Genomic DNA, 16797 nt, shown 5'->3' with positions numbered 1-16797 from the left:
GCCCCCCCCCCCCCCCCCCCCCTTAGTGTCTCTCTAGCGTTGGCGAGTGCGATGCAGAGGACGCTGAGGAATATAATTAAGAGAAATAATTAATTTTAATACTATGAAAGAAGGAAACATCATTTTGATAATCCTCTTAGGAGTATTTATTACTGCGTGCAATAAAGAAAAATCAGAATTAATTCAAAAACTAGAAGGCAAAGACAGCCTCATTGTTCTTATAAACACCTCAGATTTGAATCGTTATCAAGTAGCTCAACTAATTAATAAAATTAATGATTGTAATCCTGTGATTATTGGATTAAACGAATCATTGACTTTTAAGCATAACTTTAGTGAGGACTCTGCACTATCATCTTCAATTGCTAATTCTGGGAAGGTAGTATTAATTGAAGACAGTGAAAACGATAAATTTCTGTTACCAGATCCAATCTTTACTATTAATTATTTGGGATCGAGTTCGGAAGAATATTTGATTGATGAGAACGATGTGGTTGTTGGTTTTAGACCTCATATTCAGAATCAAAATACTATAAACCCTTGTTTTTCTTATAGTCTAGTTTTTGCACATTCTCCAGAGATTGGCTCCCGTTTTTTTGTTAAACATAGTGAAGATCCCATACCAATCATATTTTATCGAGAGCTTGAAGGATTTAATTTTTTTAATATCATTCAGGTTCTAGAAAATGATGATTGCTCTCTTTTCAATTCTAAAATTATTTTGATGGGTAATTTGGGAGATAATAAAAATGATACGGTACTTACTCCGTTTGATTTAGAGAGGAATGATGGAAAAAGAACGCACAGCACCGTGGTTATAGCAAATATTGCGTTGAACGTTTTTATGAGGGGTAAATTAAATTCTAATTAAAAACCTTCCCCCAGTCAAGCGCAAGCGTCTCGCTTGGGCTAAACTCTTGAGGATTTTTTCCTGTGGTCGGTGTTTTCACCGACCACTCCCTTAGGAGAGGTTACTGGCTCAATGTTTATCATGATAAGTTTAAAACTCAAGGTTAAAAGCTTAACCTTAGATCAAGGTTTTTACTGATCGCTCTAAACACCACATTGTCGTACTATTTTTCTTAAGCTTTCACTCCTCAGTGTCTCTCTAGCATTGGCAAAAGCAAAGCAGAGGACACTGAGGTAATTCGATTACCCTTTATACGTTGGGAATACTAAGTAAAGACAAACAATCACTTCCATCCAAATATTTTCTTTACACCACTAACAATGCCAACCACAATAAGTCCTGCTACAAGACCTATCATGAATTCTTTTAGTATCAATGGCACTTGTGGAAAACTGTGATGTAAATAAGTGAAGTTGTGAATGAAGATTCCACCGGAAACGAGCAGTAGCGCTATGGTGCCTATAATGGCAAAAGACTTGATAACCCACGGAAGCGACTTCACCAACACATTACCCAACGCAAACCATGCACCTTTGCCTTGCGATCGCTTGATGAGCCTGAAGCCGATGTCGTCCATCCTGATGATCAGTGCAACCAAACCATAGACGCCAGCGGTGGCAAGCATAGCCACTACAGAAACCGTGAGAATTTGAATGACAAATTTTTCCTCGATGACTGTGCCCAGCGCCACGATCACAATTTCCACAGAGAGAATGACGTCGGTGTTGATGGCAGATTTTACTTTAGTTTTCTCTACATCTCGATTGTCATCTTTTGCATGCTCAGATACCCGATGACCTTTTTTCGGGCGATGAAAGAGAAATTCTACAATTTTCTCGGCTCCCTCATACGCCAGGTAGAGCCCGCCTAATACCAAAATGATTTTTATGACTACAGGAAAGAATGCCGTTTTTCCTGTGGTCGGTGTTTTCACCGACCACTCCCTTAGGAGAGGTTACTGGCTCAATGTTTATCATGACAAGTTCAAAACTTAAGGTTAAAAGCTTAACCTACAATCAGTGTTTTTACTGACCGCTCTTAACACCACATTGTCGTACTATTTTTTCTGTAGCTTAGTATATGCTTCATGGAATAGAGTTCTTCACCGCCACCTGTCTCAACTGGCAGCCACTTTTATTATCTGATGAGCGGAAAGATATCTTGATTGAAAGCCTTAAGTTCATGGTGAATGATAACCGTATATGGCTTTACGGTTTTGTCATCATGCCAAATCACATACACCTCATGTGGCGCAGACAAGATGCATGGGTTAGCAAAAGCACCGAACAGATTTTTCTCAAGTTCACCGCTCAGCAGATTAAGTTTAAACTTTTAAAATCTGCACCAATGGAACTAGAACAATACCGCAGCACCCAACACGATCGCATCTATCACTTTTGGGAGAGGCGGCCTTATAAGGCTACCATGTACAGTCGGAAAGTAGCCTCACAAAAAATTGACTACATGCACTATAATCCTGTGAAGGCCGGTTTGATTAATTTGCCAGAAGATTATAAATACTCCTCGTGCAAATTTTATGAGCTTAATAAAGACGATTGGGGGTTTATCACTCACTACGAGGAACACTTGTAAAAGAGATCAGTTGGTCGGTGAGAACACCGACCACAGGCTAATGAGGAAATTGACAATTGACAATGCTAGTGTTTTCCCCTCAGTGTCTCTCTAGCATTGGCAAAAGCAAAGTAGTGGACGCTGAGGTAATTGGATTACTCTTAATATATTGGGAATACTAAGCAAGGACAAACGCTTACTTCCTCCCAAATATTTTCTTTACACCACTAACAATGCTAACCACAATAAGTCCTGCTACCAGACCTATGATAAATTCTTTTAGTATCAAAGGCACTTGTGGAAAACTGTGATGTAAATAAGTGAAGTTGTGAATGAAGATTCCACCGGAAACGAGCAGTAGCGCTATGGTGCCTATCACGTTAAATGATTTGATAACCCAGGGCAGCGACTTCACGAGCACATTGCCTGACATGAGCAACACGCCCTTCCCTTCTGACCGCTTAATGAACCTGAAGCCAATGTCGTCCATCCTGATGATCAGTGCAACCAAACCATAGACGCCAGCGGTGGCAAGCATAGCCACTACAGAAACCGTGAGAATTTGAATGACAAGTTTTTCCTCGATGACTGTGCCCAGCGCGATGATCACTATTTCTATGGAGAGAATGAAGTCGGTGGTGATGGCAGATTTTACTTTAGTTTTCTCTCCGTCACGATTGTCATCTTTTGCCTGCTCAAATACCTGCTGGCCTTTTTTCGGACGGTGAAAAAGAAATTCTATAATCTTTTCGGCCCCCTCATACGCCAGGTAGAGCCCGCCTAATACCAAAATGATTTTTATGACTACAGGAAAGAATGCCGTCAGGAGCAAGGCAATGGGAACAATGATGAGCTTGTTAATAAATGATCCTTTGGTAATTGCCCAAAGTACGGGCAACTCTCTGGTAGCCAGAAAGCCTGTAGCTTTTTCTGCGTTAACAGCCAGATCATCACCTAATATGCCAGCCGTTTTGCGCGTAGCAATTTTACTCGCAACAGCAACATCATCCATTAAAGCAGCGACATCATCTAAAATTGAAAAAATACCAGAGGCCATATGTATTGCTTAAAACAAAATTGGCGCAAAAATAGGTGAAAAGTTAAATAGATAGGCGCTTTGGAAGTGTGCAGCCATGCATCTTACAGAATTTATGAACTCAATAAAGACGATTAAGGATTCGACACCGAGCGGAAGGAGCTCCTGCTAAAATGAATCAGTTAGTAGATGAGAACAACGACTAAAGACAAAATCCATGGTAGAGCATATTCTCATCTCTAACAGTTCAGTTGTTCTTACCTTTTTTCTTTTGCCGCAAGTCACCATAAAAATGTAACGCTTTTTTTGCGAGTTGTCTGTTTCCTTTGTCAGGCTTTAGTTTTGAAGTATAGTGATCTAAACGATGAGCATAAAAATTCAAGAGCTCGTCAGAGCAATCTCTGAATCCCATGAGTTCAAGTATAATTGAACCTAAATAAGGTTGATGAGAACAATCACTCAGTCCGACTTTAGTAAGTTTGTTAAAAAAGTAATTCGCCTTTAATTCTTCTCGCAAAAGCGCAATTATTTGCTCGGTTTTTCCGGGAAACCGCACCAATGGATATTCAGTATTCATAATGATGCTATTAGTAATAAGGTTGTTTTATAAATGCAATATACCCATGCTATAAAGATGGCTGTACTTCCAATTTGGATATATATCCGATTTGGCTAAACGTAAAGAGAAAATTGTATACAATCGCCTTAGGGAGGTATTGGAAGATCGGGGTAAATCACAAACCTGGCTGGCAGAACAATTGGATATGGATTTTCAAACGATTACCCGGTATGTTAATAATAATCGCCAACCTACGCTTCCGCGCCTTTATGAAATCGCCAAAATTTTGAAGGTGAATCCCAAGTAGTTGTTAAACAGCTAAAACTCAGCAAGTCAGTTGCCGAGAGGTGTTAACAACCACTTAGTCAGCAAACTTTCTATTCCTCCGATTTGCTTCCTTCTAAGGCTCTCGTAATTTTAACACCCAATGAAACGCACCATTCTTCTCTACAGCCTGGCCTTGGCCATTCTGCTTTTTCTGTTGCAATGGCTGCAGTTTAGTTTTATGGTCAAGGACTTAACCATTGAGTTTTACCTGGGAGTGGTGGCTGTAATTTTTACCGCAGTGGGTATCTGGACGGGGCTAAAACTTACCCGCACCAAAACCAAGGTGATTATCCAGAGTGACTTCACCTTTAACGAAACAGAACTGAACCGACTGGGCATCAGCAAAAGAGAGTTAGAGGTACTAACTTTGATGGCGCAGGGTTTCTCTAATCAGGAAATAGCCGATAAACTATTTGTATCGCTGAATACCATTAAAACGCATTCTTCCAATTTATTCCTGAAGCTAGAGGTCAATCGAAGAACCCAGGCCATACAAAAGGCGAAAGCCTTAAGCCTGATCAAATAATTCAAAATTTCAAATTTCAAATTGGTTGAGCGGATGAGCCGCCAGCGTTTTCTTTGGTAAAATTTAAATTCGAGATGTTTCTTGTGGCGTAAGCCTACTCACAATTCCAAATCTAAAATCTAAAATCTAAAGTCTAAAGTCTAATGTCTAAAATCTGAAATCTGGAATCTGAAATTTTGAATTGCCTACCTCCAACTTTCAGGTGATTTCTGTAAGTTTATAGACAATCACCCTTTCGGGTGAAGGATAAAACAGCCTTTGTCGCTTTGTTTGAGGCATAAAACAAAATTTATGAAGAAGATAATTATAATCAACGGACTCATTGCAGGTGCACTGGTTTCGCTCATGCTGTTAATAACCCAGTACATTTTCAGAGCCAATGGCACCACGCTGGATTATGGCATGCTGATCGGTTTCAGCACCATGATCATTTCCTTGTCCCTCATTTTTGTGGCTGTTAAAACCTATCGCGATCGCCATCAAAATGGCGTTATTACTTTCGGTAAGGCTTTTCAGATCGGTATACTGATAGCCGTGATAGCCTCCTTTATGTATGCCACCACCTGGGAAATCTATTTTAACACAGCAGGTTCTGATTTTGTAGCATGGTACACAAAAGCGCAGATGGATAAGCTGGCTCAGGAAGGCGCCAGCGAAGCCGCTATAGCCGAAATGAAAACAAGTCTGGACAGCATGGCTACGATGTATAAAAACCCTTTGATGCGCTTTAGCATGACCTTAATGGAAATTTTTCCGGTAGGGTTAATTATTACTTTACTGAGTGCAGGCTTACTAAGAAAAAAAGAAGTGCTACCCGCATAATTTATTAACCATGCAATCAAAAGCTGCTACTGTTGATGAATACATCGCCAGTCTTCCTGATAACAGGCGAAAAGCTATTGAAGCCTTACGAAAGCAAATCAGGAAAAATATACCAAAAGGTTTTGAGGAAGTGATGAGCTACGGCATGATCGGCTATGTGGTACCCCATAAAATGTATCCATCCGGTTATCATTGCGATCCTGCACTGCCCTTGCCATTCATTAACATCGCTTCTCAGAAAAATTACATTTCCTTCTACCACATGGGCTTGTATGAAGGGGAGTTGCTGGATTGGTTTAGGGATCAATGGAAAGAAGTATCTGCAAAGAAATTAGATATGGGTAAGTGTTGTATACGTTTTAAAAAACCGGAAGATATTCCTGTGGATTTGCTCGGAGAGCTGGTTTCGAAAGTAACACCAAAGCAATGGATTGCATATTATGAAAGCGAGGTAAAAAGATAGTATGGAAAATGAAGTAACAACTTTCCTTAAAACTTTGAAGCATCCACTGATAAAAGAAATAGAAGCTTTGAGGACACTGATACTAAAAACTGATCCAACGATTGGTGAGAACATTAAATGGAATGGACCTAATTTTTATCATCAGGGCATTGACAAAATTACCCTTCGCATTCATCCGCCACCACATCTTCAACTGATTTTACATCGTGGAGCTAAAGTGCAAAAGCAACCTAAAGAAAAACTGATAAAAGATGATTCAGGTATGCTGGTATGGAAGGGGAATGATCGTGCCGTAATCAGCTTTAAAGACATGAAAGAGATTAAGGCAAAAGAAATTCAGTTAAAAGAAATTATTACGAAATGGCTGGCAGCATCTGCTCCTGGCAAATAATAAATTGCTAATCCGCATCTTATATAAAATCCGTCTGACCGCTGTTTACTTCCGCTTTCAGCGGTCTGACGGATGCTTCCTTTTGTCAGATATCTACCTTTTTGAAACTAGTTTTAATAATAGAGATTAATACAAATAATAAATCACCAATGGAAACTACAAAACATGTGCTCGGTATTGGCGGATTATTTTTCCGTGCTAAAGATCATAAAGCTTTAAGTGAATGGTATCGTATACACTTTGGCATTAACGACTCACAAAGTAATGAGATGTGGATAACTGAACAGGGTCCAACTGTATTTGCTCCTTTCAAACAAGATACCGACTACTTTGGTAGTAAAGAACAAATGTTCATGATTAATTTTCGGGTGCAGGATTTAGATGGCTTTATTGAAAAGCTGAAAACAGCAGGCGTAAAAATCGATGAGAAGCGAATGAATGAACCCTATGGCAAATTCGCCTGGGTGTACGATCCGGAAGGAAATAAGATTGAATTGTGGGAAGCGGTTGGGTGATGTGCTGATTCGTTGATGTGCTGATTCGTTGATGTGCTGATGGATAATTGAAGATTGGATGATTTAAAGATTAATCATCAGCACATCAACTCATTAATCATCAACAAATCAAAATCCTCTTTGTCTTCTTGCCTCAAACACCACCACCGCTGCGGCTGTAGACACATTCATGGAGTCAATCTTGCCCAGCATAGGAATGATAATGTTGGCATTGGCTTGCTTTACCCATACATCGGTAAGTCCGGTGGCTTCAGTGCCCATCACAATAGCGGAGGGTTTTTGGTAATCGATGGTATGATAAGGCTGAGAAGCCTGGAGATAAGTGCAGTAGATATCGATGTTATTTTTTCTAAGCCATGCTATGGTTTCTTCAGAAGTGGACGCAGCCACTTGCTTGGTAAACACACAACCTAAACTGGAACGGATCACGTTGGGATTATAAAAATCTGTTTGGGTATCGCAAATGATAACGGCATCAACATTGGCAGCATCAGCAGTGCGTAGAATAGCCCCCAGGTTACCCGGTTTTTCAACACCTTCTAAAATAAGGATCAAGGGATTTTTACTGAGTTGAACCTGGTCAAGTGCGTGCAAACGCATTTCAGCTACGGCAATCATACCACCAGTACCTTCGCGTACAGCAATTTTATCAAACACTTCTTTCGAAACAGGGATGAGTAATTTTTCATCCTTTAGCTGAGCAGGAATATCAGCGGCATCAACAATCTCATCACAAAAAAACAAGTTGCCAATTTTATAACCAGCTTCTATCGCCATACTGATTTCCTTTCTGCCCTCGATGATAAAAAGCTGCTGCTTTCTTCGCTCACGTGGTTTTTCCAGGGCAAGCAGGCTTTTGACTTTAGGGTTTTGAGTACTGGTAATTCGGAAATGCATAATTTAATTCAATATTCAGCATTCAAAATTTAAAATCAAAGAATCGAGGTATTTCCTAATTTTGAACTTTAAAATCTGAAATCTTGAATTTACTACACCCCGCTTCCTGGCAAGATTACCAACTGATTGATTCCGGAGAAGGAGAAAAGTTGGAGCGTTTCGGCAAATACACACTTATCCGCCCGGAACCACAGGCCATTTGGAAAAAAGTATTGAGTGATGATGAGTGGCATAAATTGGCACATGCTCGTTTTGATCGCGAACAAAAGGATAAATTCCGTTTTAGCGATGACGTGAAAGGCGGCTGGCAACGTGGCAAGGATATGCCGGAGAGTTGGAATGTTGTCTATCCCTTACCTGATAAAAGTATCACGCTTCGCCTGGCACTAACAAGCTTTGGGCATGTGGGCATTTTTCCGGAACAAGGCGAAAACTGGAACTTTATCTATAATACGATTAAAACCTGGAATATATCGAAACCTCGCATATTAAACCTCTTTGCTTATACAGGTGCAGCCAGTGTAATTGCAAAAGCTGCCGGTGCAGATGTTACCCACGTAGATGCCTCAAGACCTGGTATAAATTGGGCTAATCAAAATATGCAATTAAACGATCTTGCCGACATTCGTTGGGTGTATGAAGATGCACTCAAGTTTGTAAAAAGAGAAGTGAAACGTGGCAATAAATATGATGGCATCATCATGGATCCGCCCCCTTACGGACGCGGACCCGATGGAGAAAAGTGGACCTTGCAAGAGAAGTTAGATGAGTTGGTGCAACAGGCGAGTGAATTGCTTGAAAAGAAAAACGCCTTCTTTATTTTGAGCACCTATGCAGTTGGCCTATCATCTTTGGTGAGTGTAAATGTGGTTAAATCGCATTTTCAGGTAACGCCAGCGTTTGGGGAGTTCTTTTTAAAATCGAAGAACAACCGCGACTTACCCATGGGTACTTTTTTGAGGTTTAATGTGTAATATAAAGGCGCATTATATTTATTTGAAGGGATCGTTTCATAATATTAGTTAACTCGTTATGCGCGATTCAAGTAATACTTTATTTGCACTGGCAGCAGATTTTATTCAGCACACTTCACGCTCTGTTTTTTTAACAGGTAAGGCAGGTACTGGTAAAACTACCTTTCTTCGTCACATTGCAGCTACCACTAAAAAGAATTTAGCCATTGCTGCGCCAACAGGTGTTGCTGCCATCAATGCCGGTGGCATGACGCTCCACTCATTGTTTCAATTACCTTTCGGTGTTTACCTGCCGGGCTATCATACGGCCAACACTTCGGTTCAGATTACCAATAGAAACAGTCTCTTCAAAAACCTTCACCTGAGCAAAACAAAAAGAGATGTGTTGCAAGAGCTGGAGCTGCTGATCATCGATGAGATCAGCATGGTGCGTTGCGATATGCTGGATGCAGTTGATACCATTCTGAAAGTAGTACGAAGAAGCCAACAACCCTTTGGTGGGGTACAATTATTATTCATTGGCGATTTGTATCAGCTCTCGCCTGTTGCCAAGCCCGATGAATGGGCCATCCTGCAGGAGCATTACGAAAGCCCATTCTTCTTTCATGCTAAGGTAATGGAGGAGGCAAAACCTCTCAACATCGAGTTAACAAAAATCTACCGCCAGAATGAGCAAACCTTTATAGACTTGCTCAATAATATCAGGCAGGGTAAAGTGACCCATGATGATCTAAACTTATTGGACTCCCGTTTGCAGAACCAGAAAATTGAAGGTGCCATTACACTAACAACACACAACCAAAAAGCAGATAGCATTAACGAGTATGAATTAAGCACGCTTACGGGACAGGCCTATCGCTTTAAGGCAATCATAACCGGAGAATTTGCTGACAGAAGCTATCCAACGGATGAGATATTGGTTTTGAAAAAAGGTGCGCGGATCATGTTCATTAAAAATGATTCGGGGGAAGAGCGCAGGTACTACAACGGTAAAATGGCTACTGTCACTTTTGTTGATGAAGATGCTGTAGAAGTGCAGTTTGACGATGGATTTACTTTTGACCTGACCAGAGAAACGTGGCGCAACATTCGTTATAAATATCAAGCGGAAGCTGATGAAATAGATGAAGAGGAGTTGGGTACCTTTACGCAATACCCTATACGCTTAGCCTGGGCCATTACCATACACAAAAGTCAAGGCTTAACTTTTGAAAAAGCCATGATTGACGCAGGTAGCTCATTTGCGCCCGGCCAGGTGTATGTGGCTTTAAGCCGTTGTACATCACTCGAAGGTTTAATCCTGCAAACACCCATTGCATCGAAGCAGATCATGACCGATCCGCAGGTGATTCGCTATTCCAATAATTTAAAAACAGTCACCGAGCTCAATGAATTGCTGGAAACAGAAAAGGCTATTCATACGAAATTACAGATTGCACGCTCCTTCACCTTTTCAAAAATTAAAGACGCCATTTCAGAATGGGCTGCCGCAGTCGGTGAGCAGAAATCGCCAGACATGAATGCGATCCACTTAAGTGGAAAGTTAATGGCAAAGGCGATCAGTCTGGATGAACTTGCATTAAAAACAAGATCCTGGTTGGAGCGTAAGAGCGAGGATGTGTCAAGTGTGGAGGCAGAGCAGGTTTTTGAACAAGGCTTAAGAAAATCAATTGAACATTTTTACGAATTACTCCACAACGATTTCTACCTTCCGCTGTTGGCACATGAAGAGAGTTTCAGGGCGAAGAAAAAAGTGAAGCAGAAAGTGCAGGAAGTGCAGCAACTTCTCTTGATTGTCCGTTCGCATGCCCAACGCTTGTGCAATATCTTTTTAGAAGATGAAATTATGTTTGATGGCAAGCCCGGCTATTTCAAAACAGTTGCACCCTTAAAACCCCTAGCGAAAGGTGGTAGTGCCATTGAATCACGCATATTATTCGACAAAGGCATGTCGTTGGAAGAAATTGCCGAATCAAGAGGCTTAGTGCTATCCACCATTCAAGGGCATATTGCCCAATATGTAAAATCAGGAACCATAGCCATCGATCGGCTGGTAAGCGCAGAAAAACTCGCTGTAATTCAACAGGCATTTAAAGAAACCGAAGCGCCAACCTTAACGCTCATCAAGGAAAAATTGGGTGATGACTATACTTACGGGGAGATTCGCATGGTTTTTAACCATTTAGAGTACTTAAACAAGGCATAGGCTTATCCAGACAAATTTTATTCGGATACCCGTTTTGATTTTATCGTTTCATTAGATTTTCAAAATCGCTCAGGCAAATCCATAACTTTCAGCTATCTTTGCGGCCTTAAATTCAAGCAAAGACCGTCCAAACAGGGGCGGAAGCAAACAATATGGAAGTAAATAAAATCAGGAACATTGCGATTATCGCACACGTTGACCACGGTAAAACTACCCTTGTTGACAAACTTCTCATGGCCGGTAAACTTTTTAAAGACCACGAGACCCCTGGCGAGCTAATCATGGACAGCAATGACCTGGAACGCGAGCGCGGTATTACAATTTTGGCGAAAAACGTTTCTGTTCGCTATAAAGATTATAAAATCAACGTAATTGATACACCAGGTCACTCTGACTTTGGTGGTGAAGTGGAACGTGTATTGAACATGGCCGATGGTTGTTTACTATTGGTAGATGCTTTCGAAGGCCCTATGCCTCAAACACGTTTCGTATTACAAAAGGCATTACAGATGGGTTTAAAACCTATCGTAGTAATTAACAAGGTGGACAAGAAAAACTGTACACCTGATGAAGTGCATGAGCAGGTTTTTGAACTCATGTTCTCCCTGGATGCAACTGAAGACCAATTAAACTTCCCTACTTTCTACGGTTCAGCCAAAAATGGTTGGATGAGCACAGACTGGAGAAAACCAACCGAAGATATTTCTCCCCTTATCGAAGGTGTTATAGAACACATTCCGGCACCTAAAGTTGATGAAGGCGCAACGCAATTAATGATTACTTCACTTGAGTACTCGGCCTATATTGGTCGTGTAGCCATTGGCCGCGTACAACGCGGTACCATTAAGGCTGGTCAACCGATTGCTTTGGTAAAACGCGATGGTAAAATTGTAAAGACCCGTGTAAAAGAAGTTTACGTATTCGAAGGTTTTGGAAAAGAAAAAGTAGAGCAGGTATCTGCCGGTGAAATATGTGCATTAGTTGGTATAGAGGGATTTGAAATAGGTGATACAGTTGCCGATGTTGAAAAGCCTGAAGCATTAAAAGCCATTTCTATCGATGAGCCTACCATGAGTATGCTCTTCACCATCAACAACTCACCTTTCTATGCCAAAGAAGGTAAGTTTGTTACTTCACGCCACATTCGTGAACGCCTGGAAAAAGAATTAGAGAAAAACCTCGCGCTTCGTTTAGGCGATACAGGTTCTGCAGATAGTTTCATGGTATTCGGACGTGGTGTACTACACTTGTCTGTATTGATCGAAACCATGCGCAGAGAGGGTTACGAATTGCAGATCGGTCAGCCACAAGTTATCTTCCGTGAAATTGATGGAATGAAGTGTGAGCCAGTAGAAGAATTAACTATCGACTTACCAGAAACAGTAGCAGGTAAAGCCATTGAAACAGTATCACAGCGTAAAGGTGAAATGTTAAACATGGAACCTAAAGGCGAGCGTATGATTCTGAAGTTTTTGATTCCTTCACGTGGTATCATGGGCCTGAGAAATTATTTGCTAAACGTAACAGCTGGTGAAGCCATCGTAACACACCGCTTTAAAGAATACCAGCCTTACAAAGGTGAAATCCCTGGTCGTATCAATGGTTCATTGATTGTAATGGAACAAGGTGAAGCCATCGCTTACAGCTTGCACAACTTACAAGACCGTGGTAAATTCTTTATCAATGATGGTGAAGAAGTATACGAAGGTCAGGTAATCGGTGAACACAGCCGCGCAGGTGACTTGGTAATTAACGTAACCAAGACGAAGAAGCTTACCAACATGCGTGCTTCTGGTTCAGATGAGAAGATGAAAATCGCTCCTCCGTTGAAACACACATTGGAAGAAGCATTGGAATATATTCAAGGTGACGAATACGTAGAGGTAACGCCTAAATCAATCCGTATTCGTAAAATCTATTTAACAGAAAACGAACGTAAGCGTTACAGCAAGAGCTAAGCTTATTGTTTTATAATATTAAAGGATGCAGCTTATAGCTGCATCCTTTTGTTTTTTAAAGGAAATTGTCGTCATTAATGTCTCCTTTAAATAACGGATAGTCTATTGGTTAAGATGAATGAGTAAGATTGTTCTCAACTAGGTACAAGTAAGCCCCCGGTTTTTAGTATTGATAACATGAGTAGAATCAAAAGCATAGTACTTCAGGGTAAATCTATCATTGTGGTTGACTATGCAGGCTGCAAAGAAGATGAAATGCTGGCGCTGGCAGCCATGGCGAAAGCGGCTGTTAAAGCTGAGGGTACTCTTAAGCTGGTGATTTCACGCTACACTAATATGTATATCACGCCACGCTTTGTTCGTTTTTTTGAAAATGAAACCAACGAAGTGAAGCCATTCCTGAAGAAGAATGCACTTATCGGTTTGAACGAACCAAAGAAGATAATTCTGAAAGCATTTAATTTTTTTATGGGCACCGATTTCAGGGCATTTGAAAGTGAGAAAGAAGCCCTTGAATTTCTGATTGAAGCACGTGTAGAGGAACTTAATAAAAGTGTGTTCGATTGACCATAATGTTTCTTAGCCTTCGCATGGCAATCGAAGGCTGTAAAAGTTTAGGAATCATCCGAAGGGGTTTAGAGATATTTTTTAGTAGAGGATGCGTTGTAAAATCGATAAGACAAGACCTTAGAGGGGATCTTGATGTCTGATAAGATGCTTTTTTACCCTAAAACAAACGTTGTAATTTTAAATACAGAAAATCTTCACTCAGTTTTGGATAGAGACGTAAAAAAGTGATTACTTTTGTTTTGTGAAAAGAAAGCGTCTCATAGCCTTTAATCTGCTAATAGTTCTGGTGGCCTCGGCCATTGGTTACTATAGCGCACTTTTCTTTGAGGCTTATGCTGAAAAAAACCAAGATCTTAGTGAAATATCAGAAGATATTCACTTTGATCAGTCAGCACAAGATAATACGCAAGAGTACAGAGGCTCCTCTAACATTTCTCTTTCCAACGAAAACTTCTTCGTACTCGATGCAGATTTCATCACCATTAGTCCCGAAGTTGAAGGCCTTCTTAGTTCAGTTCAATTTTATTCATTCAGGCAACACGCCATCTGTAAAAAACCGGCACCAGAACTCTTTCTCGTCTATCGGTCGCTGATCATTTGATAACAGCTTAATTTTTTAATCTTTTCTATTCGCAGTCATTGGCACTTCGCCACCTGACGCTGTCATCTATTATTTATTTATCAAATGAAAAAGTACATATACTTTTTGCCAATATTATTTTGGTCAAATCTCCTATATGCACAGTCGAAAGATACTATAGTTACTTTCACTGATGCCAAGAGCAGGCTTATGAATCTCAACTTAAGCTTGCTTGCCGCCTACTATGATGTGGACATTGCACGAGCGGGTATTATACAAGCTAAAGTTTGGAATAATCCCTACTTCGTTTTTAATGGCGATTTATATTCAAATGAGACAAACGAATATTTCCATTTTCGAAATCAACATCTTCTTCAATTAGAGCAGACCTTTTCAATAGCTGGTAGGCACACAAACACTGTTAAGCTCGCAAAAATAAATGCTGAAGTTGCAGAAAAGCAGTTAGAAGATGTATTGAGGAGCCTCTTATTTGAGATGGCCAATACTTATAGCGATCTATCGGCTCTGCAGGAAAAACAGTTCCTTTATCAACAAGTAATTACTAACTACGATAAACTGATGGCTGCTACACGTAAGCAGTTAGAAGTGGGGTCTATCTCACTTACCGAAGCTTTGCGTCTGGAATCAGAATATGTGGCAGTAAAAACAGAAGCGCTTCAAAATTTTAATGAAAAGGAGAAGGTCTTATCGGAATTAAGGGTGTTGTTACGCTATTCAGCTGACACAACATTTATAGTCGAACAGAAACTACCAATGATTGCAGAAGAATTCGATCTTCAGGTATTAACAGATCAGGCTATTTCAACAAGACCAGATGTATTAATTAAAAAACTTGAGCAGGATTATCAAAGCAGAAACCTCCGGCTGCAGCGGTCGTTGGCGGTACCGGATGTTAAGTTAGCCTATCAACCCCGTGATAGAGGAAGTAACTATGTTCGACCTTACCAGGGATTCAATGTGGAATTTTCTGTTCCGCTTTTTGATAGAAACCAGGGTGATATTAAGGCGGCTGAGTTTGGTGTGAAGAAAGCGAATTTAAATGCACTTCAAGTGGAGATCGAAATCAGAAATGAAGTCAGTGCGGCATATAACAGATATAAAAGCTCAAATACCGGACTGGCGAACTACAAGTTGGAATTTATTGATCAGCTAAAAGCTTTGAACAAAAGCACAAATGAAAATTTTCAAAAGCGAAACATCAGTTTGCTTGAATTTATTGATCAGCAAAGAATTTTTGTTTTGACTAATATTCAATTGATTGAACTGAGACAACAGTTTTTGAATAATGTAAACGAACTGAATTTTGTAGTGGGTACTAACCTTATTGAATACTAAAAATATTATGAAGAACATACATTTAGCAATAAGCCTGATGATCCTATTAGCGGGCTGCTCAAAGAAAAAGGAAGTAACAACTGTTGAATCAGCTAATGTAAAAAATCAGTTAATACTCACAGCTGAGCAAATGAAAGAAATGCAGTTGGAGGAAGTAGACAACGTACCAATGGCGGAATCTTTCACAGCAGTGGGAGAGGTTAGCTTTGACGAAGATAATGTTGTTCGTATTTACCCTATCGTAAGCGGTAGCGTGGAGGAAGTAAATGTCTCTTTGGGGGATTATGTGAAAAAAGGACAATTACTGGCAACAATTTTAAGTACTGATATAAGTGTTTTTCAACGCGACTATAATGTAGCGAAGGCAGATCTTGAGGTAGCAGATAAAAATATGTCGAGGGCACAAGAACTCTACAATAGTGGCATGATGTCAGAAAAAGATTTCGCAGAAGCTAAAAAAGAATTTACCAACGCCAATTCTGAGTTCAATGAGAAAAAACAAATTCTGGAATTGTACGGAGGTTCTTCTGAGCGCCTTGATGCAACCTTTAGGGTATTAGCACCACGCTCAGGTTACATTGTGGAAAGAAATGTAAATGCCGGAACCCAAATCCGAACCGACAATGGCACAAACATTTTTACAATCTCTGATTTAAAAACAGTTTGGATATGGGCGAACGTACACGAAAGTGATTTAGCAAAAGTGAGCGAGGGCGATTATGTAACGGTAACCACCATTGCATATCCGGACAAACAATTCAGAGGAACGATTACTAAAATCGGTACGATGCTTGATCCTGCGTCAAGAGTAATTCGCGTAAGAACAGAATTGAGTAATGAAAATGGTTTATTAAAACCTGAAATGTTCGCCACCGTATTGATTACTTCTAAAACTACCGAAAAAGTTTTAGCTATACCACAAGGTGCTATTGTGCTTGAAAACAATCGTCACTATGTAATGAAAGAGATTTCAGCCGGTGCTTTTGAAAAGGTATTGGTAAATGTCGGACGAAAATTCAATGACTATGCAGAGGTTACTGAAGGTTTGGCGGAAGGTGATAAAATAGTTGTAAAGGGCTCCCTGTTTGCGCTTACAGCTTTTAATCAGAAAAATTAATCAGCCATTCATTTAATT

General features: G+C 40.2%; 19 protein-coding genes. 15 read left to right on the top strand and 4 right to left on the bottom strand.

The window, feature by feature from the left end; translation table 11 throughout:
* Positions 1-103: 103 nt before the first annotated feature.
* Entirely contained in the window at positions 104-871 is a 768-nt protein-coding gene (locus ACO1XM_RS19305) for a CHASE2 domain-containing protein (RefSeq protein ID WP_486232066.1), read from the top strand.
* 322 nt (positions 872-1193) lie between these two features.
* Here ACO1XM_RS19305 and ACO1XM_RS19300 read toward each other — a convergent pair whose 3' ends face one another.
* Positions 1194-1844, bottom strand: coding sequence for a DUF808 family protein (locus ACO1XM_RS19300; RefSeq protein WP_486232064.1), 651 nt, complete (start codon positions 1842-1844; stop codon positions 1194-1196).
* A gap of 146 nt (positions 1845-1990) precedes the next feature.
* Between ACO1XM_RS19300 and ACO1XM_RS19295 the strand changes: the two genes are divergently transcribed.
* Positions 1991-2503, top strand: coding sequence for an REP-associated tyrosine transposase (locus tag ACO1XM_RS19295; protein WP_486232062.1), 513 nt, complete (start codon positions 1991-1993; stop codon positions 2501-2503).
* Positions 2504-2678: 175 nt separating this feature from the next.
* Here the strand turns inward: ACO1XM_RS19295 and ACO1XM_RS19290 are convergent, their stop codons facing one another.
* Both ACO1XM_RS19290 and ACO1XM_RS19285 read right to left on the bottom strand, forming a co-directional pair.
* Positions 2679-3539 (bottom strand): DUF808 domain-containing protein, encoded by an 861-nt coding sequence (locus tag ACO1XM_RS19290; protein ID WP_486232060.1) that lies wholly within the window; start codon positions 3537-3539, stop codon positions 2679-2681.
* 226 nt (positions 3540-3765) lie between these two features.
* Complete coding sequence (locus ACO1XM_RS19285; protein ID WP_486232058.1) at positions 3766-4095, bottom strand: hypothetical protein; 330 nt, start codon at positions 4093-4095, stop codon at positions 3766-3768.
* Between the two features lie 91 nt (positions 4096-4186).
* Here ACO1XM_RS19285 and ACO1XM_RS19280 point away from each other — a divergent pair, with 91 nt between their 5' ends.
* The 6 genes from ACO1XM_RS19280 to ACO1XM_RS19255 all read left to right on the top strand — a co-directional run bounded on the left by ACO1XM_RS19280 (position 4187) and on the right by ACO1XM_RS19255 (position 7121).
* On the top strand, positions 4187-4384 hold the full coding sequence (locus ACO1XM_RS19280; RefSeq protein ID WP_486232056.1) for a helix-turn-helix domain-containing protein: 198 nt from the start codon (positions 4187-4189) through the stop codon (positions 4382-4384).
* A gap of 120 nt (positions 4385-4504) precedes the next feature.
* Positions 4505-4930, top strand: a complete 426-nt coding sequence (locus tag ACO1XM_RS19275; RefSeq protein WP_486232054.1) for a response regulator transcription factor — start codon at positions 4505-4507, stop codon at positions 4928-4930.
* Between the two features lie 291 nt (positions 4931-5221).
* Positions 5222-5752: a DUF4199 domain-containing protein gene (locus ACO1XM_RS19270; protein ID WP_486232052.1), complete on the top strand. Its 531-nt coding sequence runs from the start codon at positions 5222-5224 to the stop codon at positions 5750-5752.
* Between the two features lie 10 nt (positions 5753-5762).
* Positions 5763-6215: a DUF1801 domain-containing protein gene (locus ACO1XM_RS19265; protein ID WP_486232050.1), complete on the top strand. Its 453-nt coding sequence runs from the start codon at positions 5763-5765 to the stop codon at positions 6213-6215.
* A gap of 1 nt (position 6216) precedes the next feature.
* Positions 6217-6606, top strand: coding sequence for a DUF1801 domain-containing protein (locus ACO1XM_RS19260; RefSeq protein ID WP_486232048.1), 390 nt, complete (start codon positions 6217-6219; stop codon positions 6604-6606).
* Between the two features lie 149 nt (positions 6607-6755).
* The gene (locus tag ACO1XM_RS19255) at positions 6756-7121 is read left to right on the top strand and encodes a VOC family protein (protein WP_486232046.1); all 366 of its coding nucleotides are present in this window, start codon (positions 6756-6758) and stop codon (positions 7119-7121) included.
* A gap of 108 nt (positions 7122-7229) precedes the next feature.
* On the opposite strand, the gene ACO1XM_RS19250 is transcribed toward ACO1XM_RS19255, so the two are convergent.
* Positions 7230-8018 carry a TrmH family RNA methyltransferase gene (locus ACO1XM_RS19250; RefSeq protein WP_486232044.1) on the bottom strand — a complete coding sequence of 263 codons (789 nt, stop codon included), beginning with the start codon at positions 8016-8018 and terminating at the stop codon, positions 7230-7232.
* 83 nt (positions 8019-8101) lie between these two features.
* On the opposite strand from ACO1XM_RS19250, the gene ACO1XM_RS19245 reads away from it, so the two are divergent.
* The 7 genes from ACO1XM_RS19245 to ACO1XM_RS19215 all read left to right on the top strand — a co-directional run bounded on the left by ACO1XM_RS19245 (position 8102) and on the right by ACO1XM_RS19215 (position 16779).
* Positions 8102-8992 (top strand): class I SAM-dependent methyltransferase, encoded by an 891-nt coding sequence (locus tag ACO1XM_RS19245; RefSeq protein WP_486232042.1) that lies wholly within the window; start codon positions 8102-8104, stop codon positions 8990-8992.
* 58 nt (positions 8993-9050) lie between these two features.
* A complete protein-coding gene (locus ACO1XM_RS19240) occupies positions 9051-11198 on the top strand; it encodes a helix-turn-helix domain-containing protein (RefSeq protein ID WP_486232040.1) in 2148 nt (715 codons plus the stop codon).
* Between the two features lie 152 nt (positions 11199-11350).
* Positions 11351-13156 (top strand): translational GTPase TypA, encoded by a 1806-nt coding sequence (gene typA / locus ACO1XM_RS19235; RefSeq protein ID WP_486232038.1) that lies wholly within the window; start codon positions 11351-11353, stop codon positions 13154-13156.
* Positions 13157-13333: 177 nt separating this feature from the next.
* Positions 13334-13723 carry a hypothetical protein gene (locus ACO1XM_RS19230; RefSeq protein ID WP_486232036.1) on the top strand — a complete coding sequence of 130 codons (390 nt, stop codon included), beginning with the start codon at positions 13334-13336 and terminating at the stop codon, positions 13721-13723.
* A gap of 244 nt (positions 13724-13967) precedes the next feature.
* Positions 13968-14327, top strand: a complete 360-nt coding sequence (locus tag ACO1XM_RS19225) for a hypothetical protein (RefSeq protein WP_486232034.1) — start codon at positions 13968-13970, stop codon at positions 14325-14327.
* A gap of 84 nt (positions 14328-14411) precedes the next feature.
* Entirely contained in the window at positions 14412-15662 is a 1251-nt protein-coding gene (locus tag ACO1XM_RS19220) for a TolC family protein (protein ID WP_486232032.1), read from the top strand.
* Between the two features lie 7 nt (positions 15663-15669).
* A complete protein-coding gene (locus tag ACO1XM_RS19215) occupies positions 15670-16779 on the top strand; it encodes an efflux RND transporter periplasmic adaptor subunit (RefSeq protein ID WP_486232030.1) in 1110 nt (369 codons plus the stop codon).
* The last annotated feature ends 18 nt before the right edge of the window (positions 16780-16797 follow it).

It is taken from the genome of Chryseotalea sp., from assembly GCF_057350905.1.
Note: the sequence above shows the minus strand (reverse complement) of the source record. Positions and strands in the feature narration are given on the sequence as shown.

What these genes read in the sequence shown, in the direction of transcription:
- ACO1XM_RS19305 (WP_486232066.1), top strand. Translation starts at nt 104, where the DNA reads ATGAAAGAAGGAAACATCATTTTGATAATCCTCTTAGGAGTATTTATT.
- ACO1XM_RS19295 (WP_486232062.1), top strand. Translation starts at nt 1,991, where the DNA reads ATGCTTCATGGAATAGAGTTCTTCACCGCCACCTGTCTCAACTGGCAG.
- ACO1XM_RS19290 (WP_486232060.1), bottom strand. Translation starts at nt 3,539, where the DNA reads ATGGCCTCTGGTATTTTTTCAATTTTAGATGATGTCGCTGCTTTAATG.
- ACO1XM_RS19285 (WP_486232058.1), bottom strand. Translation starts at nt 4,095, where the DNA reads ATGAATACTGAATATCCATTGGTGCGGTTTCCCGGAAAAACCGAGCAA.
- ACO1XM_RS19275 (WP_486232054.1), top strand. Translation starts at nt 4,505, where the DNA reads ATGAAACGCACCATTCTTCTCTACAGCCTGGCCTTGGCCATTCTGCTT.
- ACO1XM_RS19270 (WP_486232052.1), top strand. Translation starts at nt 5,222, where the DNA reads ATGAAGAAGATAATTATAATCAACGGACTCATTGCAGGTGCACTGGTT.
- ACO1XM_RS19265 (WP_486232050.1), top strand. Translation starts at nt 5,763, where the DNA reads ATGCAATCAAAAGCTGCTACTGTTGATGAATACATCGCCAGTCTTCCT.
- ACO1XM_RS19260 (WP_486232048.1), top strand. Translation starts at nt 6,217, where the DNA reads ATGGAAAATGAAGTAACAACTTTCCTTAAAACTTTGAAGCATCCACTG.
- ACO1XM_RS19255 (WP_486232046.1), top strand. Translation starts at nt 6,756, where the DNA reads ATGGAAACTACAAAACATGTGCTCGGTATTGGCGGATTATTTTTCCGT.
- ACO1XM_RS19250 (WP_486232044.1), bottom strand. Translation starts at nt 8,018, where the DNA reads ATGCATTTCCGAATTACCAGTACTCAAAACCCTAAAGTCAAAAGCCTG.
- ACO1XM_RS19240 (WP_486232040.1), top strand. Translation starts at nt 9,051, where the DNA reads ATGCGCGATTCAAGTAATACTTTATTTGCACTGGCAGCAGATTTTATT.
- typA (WP_486232038.1), top strand. Translation starts at nt 11,351, where the DNA reads ATGGAAGTAAATAAAATCAGGAACATTGCGATTATCGCACACGTTGAC.
- ACO1XM_RS19230 (WP_486232036.1), top strand. Translation starts at nt 13,334, where the DNA reads ATGAGTAGAATCAAAAGCATAGTACTTCAGGGTAAATCTATCATTGTG.
- ACO1XM_RS19220 (WP_486232032.1), top strand. Translation starts at nt 14,412, where the DNA reads ATGAAAAAGTACATATACTTTTTGCCAATATTATTTTGGTCAAATCTC.
- ACO1XM_RS19215 (WP_486232030.1), top strand. Translation starts at nt 15,670, where the DNA reads ATGAAGAACATACATTTAGCAATAAGCCTGATGATCCTATTAGCGGGC.